Raw genomic sequence first — 19277 nt, 5'->3', positions numbered from 1 at the left:
CGGCTTTTACCGGCTACCGCCATGCGGCACCGGCCGCCGTGCCCCTGTGTCACCGGCCGCAGATATCCAGGATGGCCAGCATGTAGACCCGGATGGCATCCAGGTAGTCCGGGATATCCACCCGTTCGTCGGGCATGGTGTTGTACTTGCCGCCGGGGCCGCAGACGATGCCCTGCATGCCCAGGCGCTGGTGGAAGTGCGCCGCGTCGGTACCGTAGAAGGCGGGCGGACGCAGCGCGCCGGTCGGCTGTTCCGCGTGGCGCACGGTGCGGTAGGCGTCGTTCACCGCCCGCACGATGCGCGACGCCGGGTCGACTTCGAAGGGCAGCATGGTCGGCCGGTTATCGCTGCGGTTGATCGATACGCCGGCGCGTATACCGGGAAAGGCGTTTTCCATTTCATCCAGCAGGGCGCGCAGATCGGCCATGACGCCGTCCTCCGTCTGGCCCGGCGCATAGCGCGCCGATCCCTGGATACGCACGAAGTCCGCCACCTGCGGGGCTCGCCACTCCAGCATCTCGCGTCCCAGGCCGCCCCGCATGACGCCGACATTGGCGCGGTTGATGGAACGGTGCTCGGGTCCGGCCGCGCCGGAAAAAGTCATCGCATTGATGCGCGGCACCAGCCAGCAGCCCGCGGCGATGGCGTCGGCCGCTTCCTCGCGCTTGGACAGGTGCCGGGTGATGCCCGTGATTTCGATCACGAAAACAAAGGACCCGGCGTGCATGGTCAGTGCCTGCACGTCGGTGGGTTCGGCATTGATGAAGTAGTCCGCGGCCACGCCCTGTTCGATGGCCGCCACGGTGCCGATACCGCCTTGCAGTTCCCCCACCACATAGGTCAGCACCACATCGCCGGACAGGCGCACGCCCTGGTCGAGCAGCGTCTTGACGGCGCAATAGTAGGCGGCATCGCCCGCCTTCATATTGGATACGCCGATGCCGTAGATGAAGGCGTCGTCGTAGAGCCCGCCCCAGGGATCGACAGTCCAGCCTTCCGTGGCGGGATTGGTATCCAGATGGCCATTGAAGAGCAGGCTGGCGCCAGGGCCCTGGCCGGTGCCGCGCCAGCGGCCGATGGCGTTGACGCGGCCGCCCGGCACCGGCGTCAGTTCCGCTTCCAGGCCGAGGCCGCGCATGCTGTTGACCATGAATTCCGCCAGCTCGCGCTCGCCGGGCGTGGCGCTGTAGCTCTTGAAGCGGATCATCCTGGCCAGGAAATCGAGGCTGGCTTTTTCGTCCAGCGCGGCAATCAGTGCGGCATGGTCCATGGCGATTATTCCGTTGCGTACAGCTTGCGTTCCAGCCGTGTCAGTCGGCGCGGGCCGCCGGCATCCACCAGCACGGTCTCGCTGAACGCCAACCCCTTGGCCGAGGTGTACATGTGGAACACCATCCCGGCCTCCAGCGTCCAGTCGGCGTGCGGCCCGAAGACGCGCGTGAAGTCGCTGGAGCGCACCGGCTGCTGCGAGTAGTAGCCCAGCGTATAGCCGGTGATGTTGTCATAGGTATCGCGCAAGCCGGCGCGCACCACGCCGTCGCGCAGCATGGCATCGACCTCGCGCGCCGAGGCACCCGGGACCATGGCGGCGATCTGGGTGTCCTGCAGCGCCGCCAGCCGCTGTGCGGTTTCGCGCTGTTCGGCGGTGGGCGTGCCCATGACCACGCTGCGCATCAGCCGCGCGCTGTAGCCGCGGAACCGCGGCACCAGTTCAATGTGCAGAACGTCGCCCTCCTGCATCGGCGTATCGTGCAGGTGCCCGTGCAGGAACCCCCAGCCCTTGCCATAGGTGATCGGGCCGACGTGGCCGGGCAGGGCGCCCAGTTCGATATAGCGGCCTGCGGCGTAGGCCGCCAGGTCGCGGCCGCTCATGCCGGGGCGGGCGCGCTCGGCCATTTCGCGCATCGTCTGGTCGGCGATGGCGCTGGCTTGTTCGATGTGGCGGATCTCCAGCGGCGACTTGATCAGGCGCAGTTCCCACGGCACGTTGGTCATGTCCACGAACGTGGCGCGGGGCAGGGCCGCCTGCAACCGGCGATAGACGTCCACGGTCATGCCATGGCTGCCGAAGTCCACCCCCATGCGCGCGCCGGCGCCCCAGCGGCGGGCGATTTCCGCGACCAGCAGCGTGACCGGATCTTCCGCGTCGGCGTAGCCCACGTGCTGCTCGAACCAGGCGGTTTCCAGGAATGGGGCCGCATCCAGGCTGCGCAGCACCATCAGCGGTTCGCCTTCCAACGGCACCAGGCAGGCGCGGTAATAGCTGATGGACCGTTCGTAGCCGGTGAAATAGGCCAGGATCTCGATATCGTCGAGCAGCATGACGTCGACGGATCGCTCGCGCATCACCCGCCGCAACTTTTCCAGGCGAGCGAGAAACTCGGCGCGATCGAAAAGCGGGATGGCGGCGGTCATGCTTGCTCCTTGCGTTGCAGGAAATTGCCGGCGGCCAGCGCGACGGCGGAAAAGAGGATCAGCAGGGCGCTGACGGCCGCGATGGTCGGGTCCAGCTGGAACTGCACGGCATTCCAGATCCGTACCGGCAGGGTCTGCTGCTCCGGCGAGGACAGGAACAGGGCCACCAGCAGTTCGTCGAACGAGCTCAGGAAAGCGAAGATGGCCGCGGCCGCGATGCCAGGTGCGATCAAAGGCAAGGTAATGCGCCGCAGCGCCACCAGCCGGCTCGCGCCCAGGCTTTGCGCGGCCTGCTCCAGCCGCATGTCGAAGGCTTGCAGCGTGGCCGACAAAATGATCGTGGCCACCGGAATGGCCAACGCGACGTGCCCGATGATCATGCCCGCCAGCGCCGGTATGCCGACGGACGAGAAAAAGAAATACACCGCGATGGACGTGATGATATGCGGCACGATCATGGGCAGCAGCACCAGCGCATAGACCAGCCGCTTGCCACGGAAGTCCGTGCGTACCAGTGCCAGCGCCACGGCCAGCGCCAGCAGCACGGCGCACAGCGTGGAGACGAGCGCCACACCCAGGCTCAGCCGCAGGGATGCCGTCCATCCCGGATCGGACAACACGGCGTGGAACCAACGCCACGACACGCCCGTCGGCGGAAAGGACAGGTAGTCCGACGGGCTGGCCGCCAGGGGAAAGATAATCAGGATAGGCAGCACCAGGAAAACCAGCACCAGCGCGCCGAGTATCCTGATGAACCAGCCGGGCATGCGTTCCCTCATCGCTGTTTCGCCCTGAAAAGATGTTCCATGCCGACCACGCGCTCGTACACGAAAAACGCCACCAGCGTCAGCGCCAGCAGCACCGTGGCCAGCGTCGAGGCGAATGGCCAGTCGAAATAGGTTTCCACCTGCTGCTGGATGATCATGGAGATCATCGCGTCGCGGTCGCTGCCCATCAGCGCCGGCGTAATGAAGAAACCCAGGCTCAGGATGAACACGATCAGTCCGCCGGCGGCCACGCCCGGCAGGCTCAGCGGCAGGAATATCCGCACGAAGGCAGAGCGCCGGCTCGCGCCCAGGCTATGGGCGGCCCGCAGCAGCGAACTATCGATGCCGCGCATCACGCTATAGAGTGCCAGCACCATGTAGGGCAGCAGCACATAGGTCATGCCCACCAGTACCGCGAAGCGGTTGTACATCAGCGACAGCGGCGCATCGATGACGCCCAGGCTGACCAGCAGCCGGTTGACGATGCCGTCGGTACCCAGCAGCACCATCCACGCATAGGTGCGCACCAGGATGCTGGTGAAATACGGCACGATCACCAGGATCATCAGCAGGCCGGCGGTGCGCGGCCGCAGCGCCGACAGCAAATAGGCTAGCGGATACCCCAGCAGCAGCGTACTGATCGTGGTCAGCAACGCGATCTGGAAGGTGATCCAGATAATCTGCAGCCAGACCGGTTCCGCCATCAGGCGGCCGTAGTTGGCCAGGCCGATATCGTGATGCGTGCTGCTCAGGCTGCGCCCCAGCATGCCGAGTATGGGATAAACGAAGAAAACCGCCAGGAACAGCAGGGCCGGGGCAAGCAGCAGCCAGGGGCGACCTCGGCGCGCATCCGTCTCCGGCGGTGCCGCGGGCGCCATGCCGCCTTCCTCCTGTCGCTGCGCGACTGCCTCCCCACGGGAGGGAGCGCCGCCTTCGGGCGGCCGTGCGGCTGCGCTCATGCCGGCCTCGCCTTGCCGGCCAGCAGCCAGCCGTCCTCGCGCGCCCATTGCACCTGGACTTGCTGTCCGGGCTCGAACGGCGTGGAGCCGCTGCGATTGGCCTCCTGGACCTGCAATGTCGCGCCGTCCGCCATGCGCACGGTACGGCGGGTGGCGTGGCCCAGGTATATGACCTCGGCCACGGTGCCGGACAGGCGGTTCTCCAGGCCATCGGCCTGGCCGGCCGGTCCCACGCGCAGTTTCTCCGGCCGCAGCACCAGGGTGGCGGCGGCGCCGGTTTGCAGGGATGACGCGCCGCGCACAGACGCCGTGCCGCCGTCGGGCAGGCGAATGCTGACGACACCGTCCGGGCTTGCCCCCAGCACGCGCGTTTCAATGAAATTGGACTGGCCGACGAAGTTCGCCACCCACCGCGTCGCGGGACGGTCGTACAAATCCGCGGGGCGGCCGATCTGCACGATACGTCCGTCCTGCATCACGGCGATGCGGTCCGACATGGTCAGCGCTTCTTCCTGGTCGTGCGTCACGTAGACCACCGTCGCGCCCAATTCGTTCTGGATGCGCTTGATCTCCAGCTGCATGTGCTCGCGCAGCTTCTTATCCAGGGCGCCCAGCGGTTCGTCCATCAGCAGGACCGGCGGTCCGAAAACCAGCGCGCGCGCCAGCGCCACGCGCTGTTGCTGTCCGCCGGACAATTGGCGCGGATAGCTGCCGGCCTTGTCCGGCAAATGCACCATGTCCAGCGCCTGGCGCACCAGGCGCTCGCGCTCGGCGCGCGCCAATCCGCGCATTTCCAGCGGAAAGGCAATGTTCTGACGCACGGTCAGGTGCGGAAACAGCGAGTAGTTCTGGAAGACTACGCCCAGGTTGCGGCGCGCCGGGGCGATGCCGTTCACCGATTTGCCGTCGATCAGGATTTCGCCCGACGTGGGGTCGGTGAATCCGGCGATCATCATCAGCGTGGTGGTCTTGCCGGAACCGCTGGCGCCCAGCAGCGTCACGAACTCGCCTGGCTGGATTTCCATGTCCACGCCGTGCACGACCGTGGATGCACCGTATTGCTTGTGGACGGCGCGCAGCGACAGGCCCGCGCCGATGCGCGTCCGCGCGTCCGTTTGCGCCGCGCTCGTGGTCGAGGGCGGCAATTGAGTGTTCTGCATCATCGTGTCCTGGCGCGCGCTCAGCCCTGCAAGACCCAGGCCTGCCAACGCTTCCCGACTTCGGGAAGGTTGGCCTGCCACCACGCGTAATCCATGTCGAAGGAATGGTCGTAGTGTTCCGGCACGCTAGGCAGCTTCTGCGCGTCCTCGGGCTTGACCAGCGGCAGCGCGGCGCGGTTCGTCGGGCCGTAGGCGATGTAACGGGTCAGCTCCGCCTGCACCTTGGGCTGCAGCGCGAAGTCGATGTATTTCTGCGCGTTCGCCGCGTTGGGCGCACCCTTGACCACCCCCAGGCCCTGTACTTCGCGGCGTGCCTGGTTCCATTCGATGGCCAATGGCGCGCCCTTGTCGATCAGGTCCTGGGCGCGCCCGTTCCATACCGCGCCGAGCACGGCTTCCTTGCGTTCCAGCAATTGAGCGGAAATCGCGCCCGTCTCCCACCACTTGACCACGCCGGGCTTGACCTTGGACAACGAGGCGTACGCTTCGTTGAGGTCGATCGGATAGATCTTGTCCATGGGTTTGCCGGCTGCCAGCATCGCGAACTCCAGCGGCACCGAGCCCGCCGATTGGCTGGCCATGGTGCGCGGGCCCGGCCACCCCTTCAGATCCCAGAACTGCGCCCAGGTGGTGGGATGGTGCTCCTTCGTATAGACCTGCGTGTTGTAGACCAGCACCGTGGCGAAATACAGGGTGCCGACGTAGTTGGGCTTGCGTACCGCGTCGTAGATGTCCTGTGGCCGGGTGTAGGTCATGCGGTCATAAGCCAGCGGCTGCAGGATGCCGTCGGCATCGAAGGCCACCATGCTCGGCAGGCCGATGTCCACCACGTCCAGGCCGCCACGGCCGGATTGCACCATGGCGCGCACCTGGCCGGCGCTGGCCGTCTGGAGCACGACGGCGATACCCGTGGCCTCGGTGAAAGGCATATGCAAGGCCTTCTTCATGGCCGCATCGTAGGCGCCGCCCAGGCTGCGCACGATCACCTTGCCGCGATCCTGCGCGCGCGCCAGCGGCGCGCCCAAGGCCACGCCGACCGTGGCCGCACCGGCCTTCAGCAATGTCCGACGTGCGCGCGAAGGCGGTTGCACGGCATTCGCTTTTTCAGTCATGGTACTTCCCCTTGTCGTTTATGGCCCTGACTAGACGAGCCCCCGCCGGCAATCCAGGCGGGGGAAGACGTCCGTTCAGGCGTTCGCGCGTGCGCTGCCGGCCGCGTCGAACGTGGAGCGGTACGCGAACAGCGCGGCCGATCCACCCGTGTGCACGAAGACGACGTTCTGGTCGTCGCTGAACTTGCCGGCGCGGATCTGCGCGATCAAGCCAGCCATGCCCTTGCCGGAATACACCGGGTCCAGCAGGATGCCTTCCAGTTCCGCGGCCAGGCGCACCGCCTCTATCATGCCGGGGGTCGGCACGCCGTAGCCGCCGCCCACGTGGCCGGCGTCCACTGCCACCGCCTCACGGCGTACCGAGTCCGTCGGCAGACCCATATAGTCGCGCGTGGCCTGGACCAGCTTCCACACGTTTTCTTCCTGCTGTTGCTGCGCCGCCCGCACGCTGATGCCCATGACGGGAATGCCGCTGTTGCTGGCCGCCAGCCCCGTCACCAGGCCGGCCTGGGTGCCGGCGCTACCCGTGGCGTGCACGACGCAATCCAGACGCAGGCCCATTTCGAAGGACTGGGTCAGCAGCTCCTGGGCGCAGGCCACGTAACCGAGGGCGCCGACGGGATTGGATCCGCCGCCGGGGATGACATAGGGCTTGCTGCCGCGCTCGCGCAGCTGCGCGGCCAGGTCTTCCATGGCCTTCTGCATATTGGTGCCGGCCGGCAGGCGCGCGACGATTTCGCCGCCCATCAGGCGGTCCAGCATCACGTTGCCGGATTCCTCGTAGTCCTCGCCGCCGTCGGTCACGCGCGATTCCAGCAGGATCTTGCATTGCAGGCCGAAGCGGGCCGCCGCGGCGACGGTCTGGCGAGCATGATTGGATTGCACCGCGCCCTGCGTGATCAGCGTGTCGGCGCCCTGGGCCAGGGCCTCGGCCACCAGGAACTCCAGCTTGCGCGTTTTGTTGCCGCCCGTGGCCAGCCCGGTGCAGTCGTCGCGCTTGATGTAGAGGTTCGGTCCGCCCAGATGGCGTGACAGATTGGGCAAGGGTTCCAGCGGGGTCGGGAAGTGTCCCAGGCGAACGCGCGGGTAGGCGGCAAGATGCATCATGGCTCGTGTGCGAAAAGGGAAAAGGGAAGATCGAGATTACCGGAGGGCCCGCCGGCCCGCCTAATGCTATATTTTCCGACTCTTATGCTTTTTTTGCATAAGATGCCCGCCCCCCAACGCGCGCCCCCACATGAAGCTCATCTGGCTGGAAGATTTCCTCGCCCTGCTGCAGGCAGGGACGTTCTCTCGCGCCGCCGCGATGCGCAATATCACGCAGCCGGCCTTTTCCCGGCGTATCCAGATGCTGGAAGACTGGCTGGGCGTCCAGCTCATCGACAGGAGCAGCGCGGGATTGCGGCTGACCCCGCTGGGCGAGCGATACACGCACGAATTCCGCGCGCTCTTGATGCAGGCCACCGAGCTGCGCAACCGCATCCAGGCGGAGTACCACGGGCAGCGTCGCGTCCTGGTTGCAGCGCAACACACCCTGACGATTACCTGGCTTCCGGGCCTGCTGCGCGTGGTGCAGCGCCACGTGCCGGGCTTGGAGCTGGGCGTCGATTCCCAGGACCGCGGCGAGAGCATCGCCCGTTTCGCGTCCGGGCAGGCCCAGCTGCTGCTATGCCTGGAAGCCGATACGCCGCTGCTGGAATCGATGCCGCACAGCGAGTGCCTGCACCTCGGCCACGAACGGCTGATCGCCGTCAGTGCCGCCACGCCCGCCGGCGCGGCCGTGCACCGGCCGCATGCGCGCCGCGCCGTCCGGCTGCTGGGCTATCCGGCCCAGAGCTTCATGGGCACCATCCTTTACCGGCATTGCCTGCCCCCCCTGATGGCGCGGTACCAGGTTCGCATGGTGCAGGAATCCGGCTTCGTTGCCGGCATCAAGGAGATGGCCCTGGCCGGCATGGGCATGGCGTGGCTGCCGGAACGGTTGATCGCGCGTGAGCTGGCGACTGGGGCACTGGTCACGCTAGGTCCGGAACTGCCGACCGTGGATGTTCCGGTATCCTTGTATCGGCTGTCCCGGGGTGCGGGGCAGGGCGTCGTGGACGAAATATGGGGCCTGTTGCAGTCCCATTATCAGCCGCCGCCCATAAGCGGCGAGGGCGGCTGACGGTTTACCTTTCCAAGGGACAGTGGACGATGGCCGATATCCGTGACGCAGTGCAGTCAAACGAGAAATTGACCGTGGACGATGCGTCGAGTGCGGCGCGGCGCGTGTATCACTGGTACGACTTGTTGTGCCCGTTCTGCTATGTCGGCCAGCAGCGCGACACCATCTTTGAAAAACACGGCTTCGACGTGGTGAGCCTGCCGTTCCTGGCGCATCCGGATATCCCGGCGGGTGGCCGCGCGGTGGGCGAACGCAGCGGACCGATGTACGAGCGTATAGAAGAGGAGGACCGCGCGGCTGGCTTGCCTCTGACATGGCCGGATCGCTTACCCAATACCCGCATGGCGCTGGCCGCCGCCGAATGGACGCGCCGCCACGCGCCGCGGTCTTTTCCCGCGCTCGAAAAGGCGCTCTTCGGCGCGCATTTCGCACTGGGAGAGGACCTCGGCGACAGGCGCGTGGTCGAGAAACACGCCGCTGAAGCGGGTGTCGATATTGCCGCAATGCGCGCTGCACTGGACAACGGCGCGGGTTTCGCACTGGTCGACGAAGCGGAAGCGCTCGGCAGGAAGCTGGGCGTCAGGGGCACCCCGGCGTGGTGGGTGGCGGGTCGCCTGATTCCGGGGCTTTTCCCGCGCGAGTACTTCGAGCAGGTGGCCCAGGCCGTGTCGGCCGGTGGCCCGGGAGCGCATCCTGCTACCATGGGCCGCTGAACCCTGCATGGAGACCCGCAATGTCCGAACAACAGGCCGCGGAAGAACGGCCGTGGCCCGCGTCCTGCCCCCAGCGCCTTGTAGATTCGATACTCAGCTATGCCGTTTACATGGTCTCCCCGGAGGGAACCGTGATCAGCTGGAATCTGGGCGCCCGGAACCTGACGGGATGGGCCGATTCGGACGTCATCGGCAAGCATTACTCGGTGTTCTACCCCAGCGCCGCTGCGCCAGGGGAAGATCTCAGGACGGTACTGGCCGCTGAAACGCCCCCTGGGTCCGTGCGGCGCGATGGCTGGGTTCGACACAGGGATGGCTCCCACCTGCGGGTCGACACCACGATCGATCCCGTCCGCAACGAGCAGGGCGAAATAATCGGTTTTGCCTTCGTCTCGCGCGATCTTGCCGATGTGACGGCGGCCGATGAAGCGCTGCGCCAAAGCGAAGAGCAGTTTCAGCTGTTGATGCGCGGCGTCGTGGACTACGCGATCTACATGTTGGACCAGGACGGCCATGTCAGTACCTGGAATGCCGGCGCGGAGCGGATCAAGGGGTATGCGCGCGAGGAAATCCTGGGCAGCCACTTTTCACGTTTCTACACCCCGGAAGACAGGGAAGCAGGTATTCCGGCACATGCGCTGCGGACCGCCCTCAAGGAAGGCCGCTACGAAAGCGAAGCCTGGCGGGTGCGCAAGGACGGCACGCGGTTCTTCGCGCATGTCGTCATCGACCCCATCTTCGATCCCAGCAACAACCACGTAGGCTTCGCGAAAATCACCCGCGACATCACGGAAAAGCAGGCCGCGAAAGAAGCGCTCGAGCGCACGCAACGGGCCCTGCAGCAAGCGCAAAAGCTGGAAACCATCGGCAAGCTCACCGGTGGCGTGGCGCACGATTTCAACAACCTGCTGCAGGTCATCGGGGGCAATCTGCAACTGCTCGCGGCGGATATGTCGAATAACGAACGGGCGCGGCAGCGCCTGGCCAATGCCCTGGCCGGCGTGCATCGCGGCGCCAAGCTGGCGAGCCACCTTCTGGCATTCGGCCGCCGGCAGCCCCTGGTGCCCAGCGTCATCAACATCCGCCGCTTCCTGCGCGGCTTCGACGATATGCTGCGCCGCAGCCTGGGCGAAGCCATCGAGATCGAGACCATCGTCGCGGGCGGCGTGTGGCACACGATGGCCGATAGCGCACAGCTCGAGAACGCCATGCTGAATCTGGCGATCAATGCCCGTGACGCGATGAGCGGCGTGGGCAGGCTGACGATCGAGATCGGCAACGCCTACCTGGACGACGCTTACGCGCGCAGCCACCCGGAAGTCAGCGCGGGCCAGTACGTCATGATCGCGGTGACGGATACCGGCTGCGGCATGACGCCGGAGGTCATGGCGCAAGCCGTCGAGCCTTTCTTTTCGACCAAGCCGGAAGGGCATGGGACGGGCTTGGGCCTTTCCATGGTCTATGGGTTCGTCAAGCAGTCCGGCGGCCATGTCACGCTATACAGCGAAGTCGGCCACGGGACGACGGTAAGGCTGTACCTTCCGCGTTCTTTCGAGAAAGAGGATGTGCCGCCCGAAATCTTGCCCACGACCGTGATCGGCGGATCGGAAACGATATTGGTGGCCGAGGACGATGAACAGGTCTGCACCACGGTGGTCGATTTATTGCGCGGACTCGGCTACCAGGTCTTGAAGGCGACAGACGGGGAAAGCGCTTTTGCGATCGTGCAAAGCGGTATCAAGATCGACCTGCTCTTTACCGATGTCGTCATGCCGGGCCAGCTACGCAGCCCCGACCTGGCGCGCAAGGCGCAGGAGCGCTTGCCGGACATGGCGGTCCTGTTCACCTCCGGCTACACGCAGAACGCCATCGTCCATGGCGGACGCCTGGACAAGGGCGTCGAATTGATCACCAAGCCCTATACCCGCGAGGACCTGGCGCGCAAGATCAGGCATGTCCTGGCGAACCATCGGCAACGCCGCAATCCCAGGCCGGCGCAACCGGACCGCGCCGAAGGCGCGCCGGCGCCGCCATTGTCGCGACGGCCGCTCGCGGTGCTCCTGGTGGACGACGATGAACAGATCCGGGAGATCGGCGGAGAGATGATCCGGGGGCTGGGCCACGTCGTACTGACGGCGGGCAACGCCGGGGAAGCGCTGTCCGTCCTGGAAAAGAACGCGCCGGAAGTGGTGTTGATCGATGTGGGGTTGCAAGGCACGTCAGGCGTGGAGCTCGCTGCCAGGATCAAGGCGCGGCGTGCCGATGCGCGCATCATCTACGCAACCGGGCAGGAGGTGCCCGCGGATGTCCCGTCGGATGGCGTACTGCGCAAACCTTATGATTCCGCCGCGATCGCCGCCGCACTCCAGCCCTTCATAGCCACTTCCAAGGCTTGAGCGTCCTGTCCCAATCCACCTCGTCGGGATCGACGGTCCAGGTTTCCTTGGCATAGTCGTAGGCGGCCTCGGGGGCATGATAGGCGGCGCTGCCGATCGCCCAGCCGGCGGCGGCGGAGGCGCCCAGCACGCGCGAGCCGGTGCGCTCTTCCACCCACGAGCCGGCGTCCATGGCGTTGTCCTTGTCGACGTAGTTGTTGTAGAGATTGGTGCCGATGCGCACGCCGATCACGCCGGAGCTGATGACGGCACCGGGCACGCCTATCCAGCGTCCCGCAGCCAGCAGGGTGTTGGAGCCGGCCAGCATGCCGCCGATTTCCAGGCTGCCGGAGACAAAGCCGCTGCCGTCCAGGCCGGCCGCGAACCAGTTGCCTTCGCGGATGTCATCGCCCAGATTCGAAATCGAGGCGTAGGTGCCGCCGGCCAGGTTATAGGCACCCCAGGCACGGTTCAGGCCGCGCCAGCCGGCGCGGTTCCAGAATTTGTTCAGGTCGCGCTCGCGGGCGACGCCGCCGGCGGATACGTCCCACGGCTCGCCACGCGCACGCGAGCGGATGTCGGTCTGGCGGGCGCTCGCGCCCTGCGACTTGTTCAGGCTGGCATCCTGCCAGCGGTGGTCCTGGGGACGCACTGTTTCGGCGCCCGGGGCGCCTGTGCGGATCACGTGCTGCAGTTCGACGGTATGGTCCAGGTTGACATTCGGTGGCCGCAAGCCTTGTTCGTCGCGCAGCCGCACTTCGGCCAGGTCCGCCAAGGTCTCGTTCGCGGCCCGGATATCGTCCGTCTTGCTTTTCAGGCCGGCCAGCGGCGAGCGCATGCCCACGCCGCGATCCAGCGGATCGCGGATGCGTTGCTTGTAGGCCTGGATCTTGGCGCGGTCGAAGTTGTTGGGCACCGCGAGCGTGAAGCCCGATGGGTTGCGGAACATCCATTCCGCACCCAGCGTGGCGGTGGGACCGGCGAATTCGTGCCGGCTCTCCAGGCCCAGGGGGTCGGAGAAGGCCAGCGGATTGTTGCGCACGAAAGCATAGAAATTGGGCCCGTCGGTCTGTCCTTTGGGATCACGCTGCAGGAAGCGCCCGGTGGCGGGATCGTAGGCGCGGAAAACGAAATCCAGCTTGCCGGTCTCGTCGATCGCGCGCTTGCCGGCGTAGCGGAACGGGTTGTCGTCGACGGGCGCCATGGCGCGCAGCAGCACCCCGAAAGGATCGTAGATGTAGAAGTTTCGCTTGCCCGCCTTGTCGAACAGATAGCGTACCGAGTGCCGCGCATCGCACATCAGGAAATTGTCGCGGCCGCCGCCGGACACGATCAGCGCATCCGAGCGCAGGGGATCCCACACCGTGCTGCGGGCCAGCTGGCCGCCCTCGTATTCCTCGATCGGTTCCTGGCCATCGCGCAGGAACAGGCGCAATGTCCCGGCCTGGCGTTCCGCGTGCAGACGGCCCAGCCAGTCGTAATAGCGTTCGATCTTGCGCTGATCGGCCTTGCGCGTGGCGGAGACCAGCTGATTGCGGAAATCGTACACATACGACCACGACTCGTCCTCGACCAGGTTTCCGTTGCCGTCGTAGCGGCGCGCGGCGCTGCCCCACTGCGTGTACTGGTCCAGCGCGTTGACGACGTAGGGCGTGGTGACGGAGCCGGCGGTGCTGCGCGTCCGGTTGCCCGCCAGGTCATAGTCCCAGCTGCCGCCCTCGGGCGTGGCAGGCAGGTCGAAGATGCGTGCATCGATGGGGGCTTGCAGGTCGGGCAGCGGATCCGCGAGCGGCTGGCCGGGCGGCTCCAGCGGCTGCATATCCAGCGGCGCGGCGGGCAGGGCGGTACGCCAGTCGACCAGGCGCGAGAGCGTGTCATAGGTGTACGCCAGCCGCGCGGCGAAGTCCTGGCCCGTCTCGACCGTGTTGCGCACATTGCCCAGGGCGTCATGCAGGTATTGCACCGTCAGCAGCGGCGCGCCGTTGACGGTATGCCGGACCTCGTCGATGCGGCCGCCGGCATCGACGCGGAAGTCCGTGGTCGGCCCCTCGGCGCGAGCCAGACGCGAGGGTTGCAGCCCGGCATAGGCGAAGCTGGCCAGCGGCGCGGCGCCCGTCGCGGGATCTCCCGGCCAGGCCGTGCCCTGTTGCTGCTGCGCGATGGCGACGACGCGGTCCAGGACATCGCGGTCGTAGCTGAGTTCCCGGCCGGCGGGGTAGCGCAGGCGCAGGACCGCGCCGGTATGGGAGACCTCCCGCTGGATGACGAAGGCGCGCGCCGGATCGGCGCCGGGCACGCCGGTAAAGGTGACGGTCTCCTCCAGGACACGATCGAGGGAGTCGTGGCGCAGCCGGATGTCGATGAAGTCGTTGGTCGCGCGTCGCATCCGGCCCAGGCCGTCGAACTCGGCGCGTTGATCGCTGGCGCCGCCCAGTTCCAGCCCGGGGGCCATCCCCGAACGGTCTACCTGCAGGGACGTATTGCGGTTCAGGGCATCCCAGGCAAAGTATCGGACGACGCCGTTGCGGTCCCGATAGGCGATCATGTTGCCGGCGGCGTCGTACTGGGCCAGGTCCGCGCTGCCATCGGGAAGGACCGTCGAGGCCAGGCGTCCCGCGGTGTCCTGGACGAAGCGCGTGATGCGGCCCAGCGCGTCCGTTTGCGAGACCTTGTGGTCGTCGGCGTCCCAGGCAAAGCGCATGTCCGCCGGCTGTGGCGCGTCCGGGGACAGGACGGACGCGACCATTTGCCGGTTGCGGGTCAAGCGCCCGAAGACGTCGTACTCGTTCCGAATGACGTTGCCCAGCGGATCGGTGATCGCGACGCTGTCGCCACGGCTATCGTAGGCATGGCGCACGACACCGGTCGGTGTCGCGTGCGCGACCCTACGGTTGAGTTCGTCGTAGGCCCAGGTTTCCGCGTAGTGGCGGCTGCCCAGGACGACGCCGTTCGCGTCTTTCACCTGCTCCTGGCGATCCAGGCGCACCAGATTGGCTTCCTGGTCCCACGCCAGCCGCCATTCGTTGCCGTACGGATCGACGCGATGCACGGGACGGCCAAGGATGTCGAACGACGATACGAACACGCGCCCGTCCTGGTCGACCTCGCGCACCAGGTTGTTGACACCGTCGTAGTAGTACTGGATCGTCAGCAGGGTGCCGGGCGCGGTATCCAGGAAGGCGGTACGCACGTCCGCCGCGGCGACCGCAGGCGGATCGTCGTAGCGACTGGCCGAGGCGGTGATGCGCCGTCCGAGTTCGTCATAGCTGAACTGGCGGCGGGCGAGCAGCAGGAAGCTGCCGTCGGGCTGTTTTTCGTGCGTGCATTCGACTAGAAGATCGCCCAGCTTGTCGAAGCGGCGGACCGTGACGTTGCCCATGGCGTCCTCGGTCTGGACGGCTCGCCCGAAGGCATCGAAGGTGAAACGCGTGGCAAACCCGCGCGGATTGACGATGCGTATCGCCCGCCCGTCGGCGTCGTAGTCGTTGCGCGTTACGGCATGGATGTGCGCATAATCGTCGATGCTGCGGGCGACCATGGCCCGCTCGTTGTAAACCAGCTTGCGCAGGCGGCCGGAGGGCGCGATGGTCAGGTACGGCCTGCCCGCGCGGTCGTGTACCACGCGGGTCAGCTTGGACAAGGTATCGTCGCCGACGGTCTGGCGGACCAGATGCTGTTCCTCGTCGTAGCGGCTCAGCGTGACCAGGGCGCCCGATGGCGCCTGGTTCTCATCCTTCAGGCCCAACTCGGAGCGCACGAGGTTGCCCGCGCGGTCGTAGGCGAAGGCCGTGGTGGCGCCCACCGGGAGCGAGCTGGTGCGGCGCGTCACCTGGTCCAGCGCGTTGTATTCCGCCTCCGAGACAAAGCGGTCGTCGCCTGGCGTGAATTTCGGCCGGTAGACCCGCGTCACCCGGCCCAGCGGGTCGCGGTCCACCGACGTTGTCAGGGCGGCCCCCGGCGGATCGACGGTGGTGGCTTTCAGCAGGCCTTCGAGCGGGCCATCGGCCGCACTGAAGTAAGTATGGCGGGTGCGCAGTCCGGCCGCATTGGCGGCCTCCAGCAAGCGCCCGTTGGCATCGTACTGGTCGAACGTGGCCACGATCGCCGCGCCCGCCGATCCATCGGGCAGGGTGGGCGTGGGCCGATGCACGGCCTGCAGCAGGAAGTGCTGGAAGCCATTGCCGGGCGCGTAGGCGTAGCGGGTCAGGGTGCGGTCGTAGTCCGCGTCCTCGGTGAAGGCCGGGTTGGCGCTCCTGGTGTAGCGTGCATCCGAGACGGTCAGCGGCCGGTTGAATTCAGGCTCGTACGAGAACTTCTGGATGGCGTCGGCGTCATCGGTCGCGAAGACGTCGGGTAGCGCCGCCGCGGACCACAGGCTCGGCGCGAGCCCCGTGGGCGCGAAGCCCAGGTAACGTCCGCGTCTGACCACCGAAAGCACATTGCCGAATTGCAGGCGCGCCTCGGCGGTGAGATCCGCATCGGCCTCGGGCCGGTAATCCTGGCCGCGCGGATGCAGGCGCTCGTACCAGTCCCGGCCGAACAGGCTCTGGGTGGTCACGCCCATCGGCGTGACGGCGGCGATCTGGTTGCCGTCGCGGTTGTAGCGGTAGTGCGCGCCGATCAGCGTGGGCAGGCCGCCGATGACGGCGTATTCCTCTTTGTAGAGCGCATTGCCGAAGCGGTTGAACAGATAGCGCAGCTGGCGGCCGTCGCGCTCCGTCACGATGGTTTGGCGCGCCGGCCGCTCGTGATCGTCGTAGGGCTGGTTGAAATCCTCGATCACGTCGGCATAGTCGAACAGGATGTCGCCGCCGCCTTGCCGTTGGCGGATCACCCGGCGGTAATCGACCCGACCCAACTGGGTGCCGTACTCGTTCTCCAGGAATGGACGGCCGTTGCCATCGAAAATCGCCGTCAAGGCATGCTGCAGGCTGGTGTCGGCCCAGGCCGTTCCGATGTAGTCGTACACCGATGTCGGCCCGCTGCGATGCGGCGCGGTGGCCGGCAGGGTGACGGTAACCAGGTTGCCGATGTCGTCGTAGCCATAGCGCCAGGTCCGGCCGGTGAAGTCGGCGATCGCCACGATGCGATTCCCGCTGTCGTAGGTGAAATCGACCTGGCGGCTGCCGCTGTTGATCTCGGCATGCGCCAGCAGTCCATCTTCATAGGTGAACCCCAGATAGTTGCCGTGGCGGTCCTCGATGCGTGCCACCACATGGATGGCGGGGCCCAGCGTCGGATGGGGGCGATAACGGATGCGCGTGCCGTCGGGCTGGCGCAGCGTGAAGGAGTCCCCCTCGGCCTGCAGGATGGCGTCCACGCCGTCCGGCGGCAGCCAGTACCCATGGGCTTCGTGCAAGGTGTACAGCTCGATGCCCAGCGCGCCGTTCGAGCGCACGATGGAAAGCTGGTCGGGCGGCACGGTCAGCCAGAGGTTGTAGTTGTGGTCCCAGTTGCAACCCAATGGTCCTTCGTAGACCACCAGCTGCGAATAGCTGCGCTGGAAGACGAAGTTCTGCCCGGCGCCATTCAACTCGAAATCGGCGATGGCGTAGGCGAACTCGCCGTTGAACAGCTTCACCGGATCGGCGGCCTTCGCCACGTTTTCCTTCGGTGGCGTGGCGTCCAGGCTCTTGACCACATACAGCCGGTTGCTGTCGCCGGATGGCATGATCGCCGGCGCGACTTCGTCGACGACCTGGTCCCGCAGGCTGGCGAACCTGCCCGCCATCTCCTGGGGCACGTCGATCTGCAGCGGCGCCGATTTCAACAGCTTCTTGAAGTCGCTCAGGGTCTGCTTGTCCGGCGGATTTTCCGCCAGCACCGTCGCGGCGTCCTCCGCAAGGTCCATGTAGCGCTTGCGGATCGCATCCTTGACCTGGTCGTCATTCATATCGGGCCGGACCGTGGCCACGGACGCCGCACCGCCGGAGTCCGGTGTGGTGTCGGGCGTCGTGGTGTCCGGGTCCGGCATGGCCGCTGCTCAGTTCTTGGTGGTCTTCAGGAAGCGGTCGAGGACATCCTGGCGGGCCACCCCCGCCGTGGCGTCCGTGGCTGTCGTGGCGAAGAGTTGCGAGAGCGTCGTGATTTTCGCGCGTTGCAGGTCGGGCAGGTGGGCCGCGTCCAGGAAGCCCTTGCTGGCGACATCGGCCAGCGAAATGTTGGCCTGCATGGCGATGCCGGCCACCAGCGAGCGGAAGACGCCGGTCTGCTCGAAGGGCCTGGGTTGATAGTTTCCCGACGAGATGTTGTTCAGCATCTGGCGCCTGACCTGGCTCTGGGCGACATTCAGGTCGCGCTGGCTTTGCGCGCGTACCTCCTGCGAGGTCGAGCCGCTTTGCGTGCGCGCCAATGCGACCGTGGCGCGGTCGGGCAGCGAGAACTCCCCGGTCACCACGGGGGGACGAAGCGGCTCGCGCAGCTGCTCCAGCGCCAGGTTCCCGTTGGCGTCGAAAGTCCCGCAGCTCTGGATGATGCGCCGCGTGACCACCAGCTGTTTCCACGGCGTCGTTGGCGTCGGGGGTACGGGCGGCGTGGGCGGCAGGGGATCCGGCGGCGGCCAGTTCCCATTGCCGGTGTTGGGTCTCTGCATGGAGGAGACCAGGAAGTACGGCACGACCGCGGGCGCCTGATGGCCGGTATCGAGGCCCGCCTGGATGCACAACCCGTCCAGCGCGCGCGGCATGTGAACCACCAGGAAGACATCCTGGATGCCCTCCAGGTTGCGCTCGCCGTCGATAAGATTGAATTCCGTCTGGGCCGAGTTCGATACGGTGTGCGGCCGCGGCGCGACGACGAACAGTGCACGGTTGGTGCCCAGGTGATAGCCGTTGAAAAGCTGGTACATCTGGCTGGTGGAGGTGGTACGGCTGAGCGTCTCGCGGGCTTCGCGCGAGGTATCGGTGGTGTTCTGGTTCACCGTGGTGTCGGCCCAGGTCGACGTGACGCTTCCGGACGCCCCGAACGGGCCCACGCTGAAGCCGGCGCTCGCGCCGATCTCCAGGCTGTTGGTGGAGCTATTGCCCTTGGTGATGCTGGTCGTGTTTGCGGACGCGGACAGCATCTCCGATCCCTCGGTCACGGTCTCGTAGAGTTCGCGCTTCTTGGGCTCGAAGTCCAGGAAGTAGGGATAGTCGTCCGGTGCCACGCCGTCGGCGTTATGCGGGTAGACGGCGATCTGCATGATCGCGCCCAGGCAGGGCCAATACTGCTCGGCCCAGCCGCTGGCGATGATCGTTTCCCACAGGGTGCGTTGCAGGTCATCCCAGTTGCCGGCTTGCTGCGCCTGCGTCTGGGCGTTGCGCAGCGCCTCCGATGGATTCCAGCCGGTCAGGCTGCAGGTCAGGCGCAGATAGACCAGCCGGGAGTTGGGATAGGTGTCGGCCGTCTCTTCTTCCGGCACGACGTAGTAGTAGACCGCCAGCGAGGAGCGCCACTTCGGGCTGAACGCCATGTCGCCGAAGTTGGTGTCCACCATGTCCGGGGAAAACGCCATGCGCGTCCACGTGATGTCCTGGGGCGGCATGAGAGATTGGATCGCCATATTTCCTCCAACTCTTCCAAAACGTGTTCTATTTGGTCTGACTGGTGTCAATGATATGGCGGCGTTACT

The 19277-nt window shown here is 66.4% G+C and carries 12 protein-coding genes; 3 read left to right on the top strand and 9 right to left on the bottom strand.

What is annotated here, in order from left to right; translation table 11 throughout:
- Positions 1-49: 49 nt before the first annotated feature.
- The 7 genes from AKI39_RS12980 to AKI39_RS12950 all read right to left on the bottom strand — a co-directional run bounded on the left by AKI39_RS12980 (position 50) and on the right by AKI39_RS12950 (position 7520).
- Entirely contained in the window at positions 50-1270 is a 1221-nt protein-coding gene (locus tag AKI39_RS12980) for a M20 family metallopeptidase (RefSeq protein ID WP_066636517.1), read from the bottom strand.
- Between the two features lie 5 nt (positions 1271-1275).
- Positions 1276-2415 carry a M24 family metallopeptidase gene (locus AKI39_RS12975; protein ID WP_066636514.1) on the bottom strand — a complete coding sequence of 380 codons (1140 nt, stop codon included), beginning with the start codon at positions 2413-2415 and terminating at the stop codon, positions 1276-1278.
- A complete protein-coding gene (locus tag AKI39_RS12970; RefSeq protein WP_066636512.1) occupies positions 2412-3194 on the bottom strand; it encodes an ABC transporter permease in 783 nt (260 codons plus the stop codon). Before AKI39_RS12970 ends, AKI39_RS12975 begins: the two co-directional genes overlap by 4 nt.
- A complete protein-coding gene (locus tag AKI39_RS12965; protein ID WP_235610633.1) occupies positions 3191-4141 on the bottom strand; it encodes an ABC transporter permease in 951 nt (316 codons plus the stop codon). The genes AKI39_RS12970 and AKI39_RS12965 overlap by 4 nt, the downstream gene beginning before the upstream one ends.
- A complete protein-coding gene (locus AKI39_RS12960; RefSeq protein ID WP_083228824.1) occupies positions 4138-5304 on the bottom strand; it encodes an ABC transporter ATP-binding protein in 1167 nt (388 codons plus the stop codon). The genes AKI39_RS12965 and AKI39_RS12960 overlap by 4 nt, the downstream gene beginning before the upstream one ends.
- 17 nt (positions 5305-5321) lie before the next feature.
- Positions 5322-6413, bottom strand: a complete 1092-nt coding sequence (locus AKI39_RS12955) for an ABC transporter substrate-binding protein (protein ID WP_066636507.1) — start codon at positions 6411-6413, stop codon at positions 5322-5324.
- Positions 6414-6488: 75 nt separating this feature from the next.
- Positions 6489-7520, bottom strand: a complete 1032-nt coding sequence (locus tag AKI39_RS12950) for a D-cysteine desulfhydrase (protein WP_145925268.1) — start codon at positions 7518-7520, stop codon at positions 6489-6491.
- Between the two features lie 130 nt (positions 7521-7650).
- Between AKI39_RS12950 and AKI39_RS12945 the strand changes: the two genes are divergently transcribed.
- From AKI39_RS12945 to AKI39_RS12935, 3 genes are read left to right on the top strand one after another with little or no spacing between them, the layout of a single operon-like run.
- Positions 7651-8577 carry a LysR family transcriptional regulator gene (locus AKI39_RS12945; protein ID WP_066636504.1) on the top strand — a complete coding sequence of 309 codons (927 nt, stop codon included), beginning with the start codon at positions 7651-7653 and terminating at the stop codon, positions 8575-8577.
- Positions 8578-8606: 29 nt separating this feature from the next.
- A complete protein-coding gene (locus AKI39_RS12940; protein WP_066636502.1) occupies positions 8607-9290 on the top strand; it encodes a DsbA family oxidoreductase in 684 nt (227 codons plus the stop codon).
- A 20-nt stretch (positions 9291-9310) separates the two neighbouring features.
- The gene (locus tag AKI39_RS12935; protein WP_066636499.1) at positions 9311-11686 is read left to right on the top strand and encodes a hybrid sensor histidine kinase/response regulator; all 2376 of its coding nucleotides are present in this window, start codon (positions 9311-9313) and stop codon (positions 11684-11686) included.
- On the opposite strand, the gene AKI39_RS12930 is transcribed toward AKI39_RS12935, so the two are convergent.
- Together AKI39_RS12930 and AKI39_RS12925 are read right to left on the bottom strand one after the other, a co-directional pair.
- Entirely contained in the window at positions 11664-17639 is a 5976-nt protein-coding gene (locus tag AKI39_RS12930; RefSeq protein ID WP_066636492.1) for an RHS repeat-associated core domain-containing protein, read from the bottom strand. The genes AKI39_RS12935 and AKI39_RS12930 overlap by 23 nt on opposite strands.
- A 9-nt stretch (positions 17640-17648) precedes the next feature.
- Positions 17649-19208, bottom strand: a complete 1560-nt coding sequence (locus tag AKI39_RS12925; RefSeq protein WP_145925267.1) for a hypothetical protein — start codon at positions 19206-19208, stop codon at positions 17649-17651.
- Positions 19209-19277: the final 69 nt, after the last annotated feature.

The organism is Bordetella sp. H567 (assembly GCF_001704295.1).
Lineage (GTDB): Bacteria > Pseudomonadota > Gammaproteobacteria > Burkholderiales > Burkholderiaceae_B > Bordetella_C.
Note: the sequence above shows the minus strand (reverse complement) of the source record. Positions and strands in the feature narration are given on the sequence as shown.

Bases quoted from the DNA above. Each gene is read 5' to 3' on its own strand.
- AKI39_RS12965 (WP_235610633.1), bottom strand. From the start codon at position 4,141: ATGAGCGCAGCCGCACGGCCGCCCGAAGGCGGCGCTCCCTCCCGTGGG.
- AKI39_RS12940 (WP_066636502.1), top strand. From the start codon at position 8,607: ATGGCCGATATCCGTGACGCAGTGCAGTCAAACGAGAAATTGACCGTG.
- AKI39_RS12955 (WP_066636507.1), bottom strand. From the start codon at position 6,413: ATGACTGAAAAAGCGAATGCCGTGCAACCGCCTTCGCGCGCACGTCGG.
- AKI39_RS12930 (WP_066636492.1), bottom strand. From the start codon at position 17,639: ATGCCGGACCCGGACACCACGACGCCCGACACCACACCGGACTCCGGC.
- AKI39_RS12945 (WP_066636504.1), top strand. From the start codon at position 7,651: ATGAAGCTCATCTGGCTGGAAGATTTCCTCGCCCTGCTGCAGGCAGGG.
- AKI39_RS12925 (WP_145925267.1), bottom strand. From the start codon at position 19,208: ATGGCGATCCAATCTCTCATGCCGCCCCAGGACATCACGTGGACGCGC.
- AKI39_RS12970 (WP_066636512.1), bottom strand. From the start codon at position 3,194: ATGAGGGAACGCATGCCCGGCTGGTTCATCAGGATACTCGGCGCGCTG.
- AKI39_RS12980 (WP_066636517.1), bottom strand. From the start codon at position 1,270: ATGGACCATGCCGCACTGATTGCCGCGCTGGACGAAAAAGCCAGCCTC.
- AKI39_RS12975 (WP_066636514.1), bottom strand. From the start codon at position 2,415: ATGACCGCCGCCATCCCGCTTTTCGATCGCGCCGAGTTTCTCGCTCGC.
- AKI39_RS12960 (WP_083228824.1), bottom strand. From the start codon at position 5,304: ATGATGCAGAACACTCAATTGCCGCCCTCGACCACGAGCGCGGCGCAA.
- AKI39_RS12935 (WP_066636499.1), top strand. From the start codon at position 9,311: ATGTCCGAACAACAGGCCGCGGAAGAACGGCCGTGGCCCGCGTCCTGC.
- AKI39_RS12950 (WP_145925268.1), bottom strand. From the start codon at position 7,520: ATGATGCATCTTGCCGCCTACCCGCGCGTTCGCCTGGGACACTTCCCG.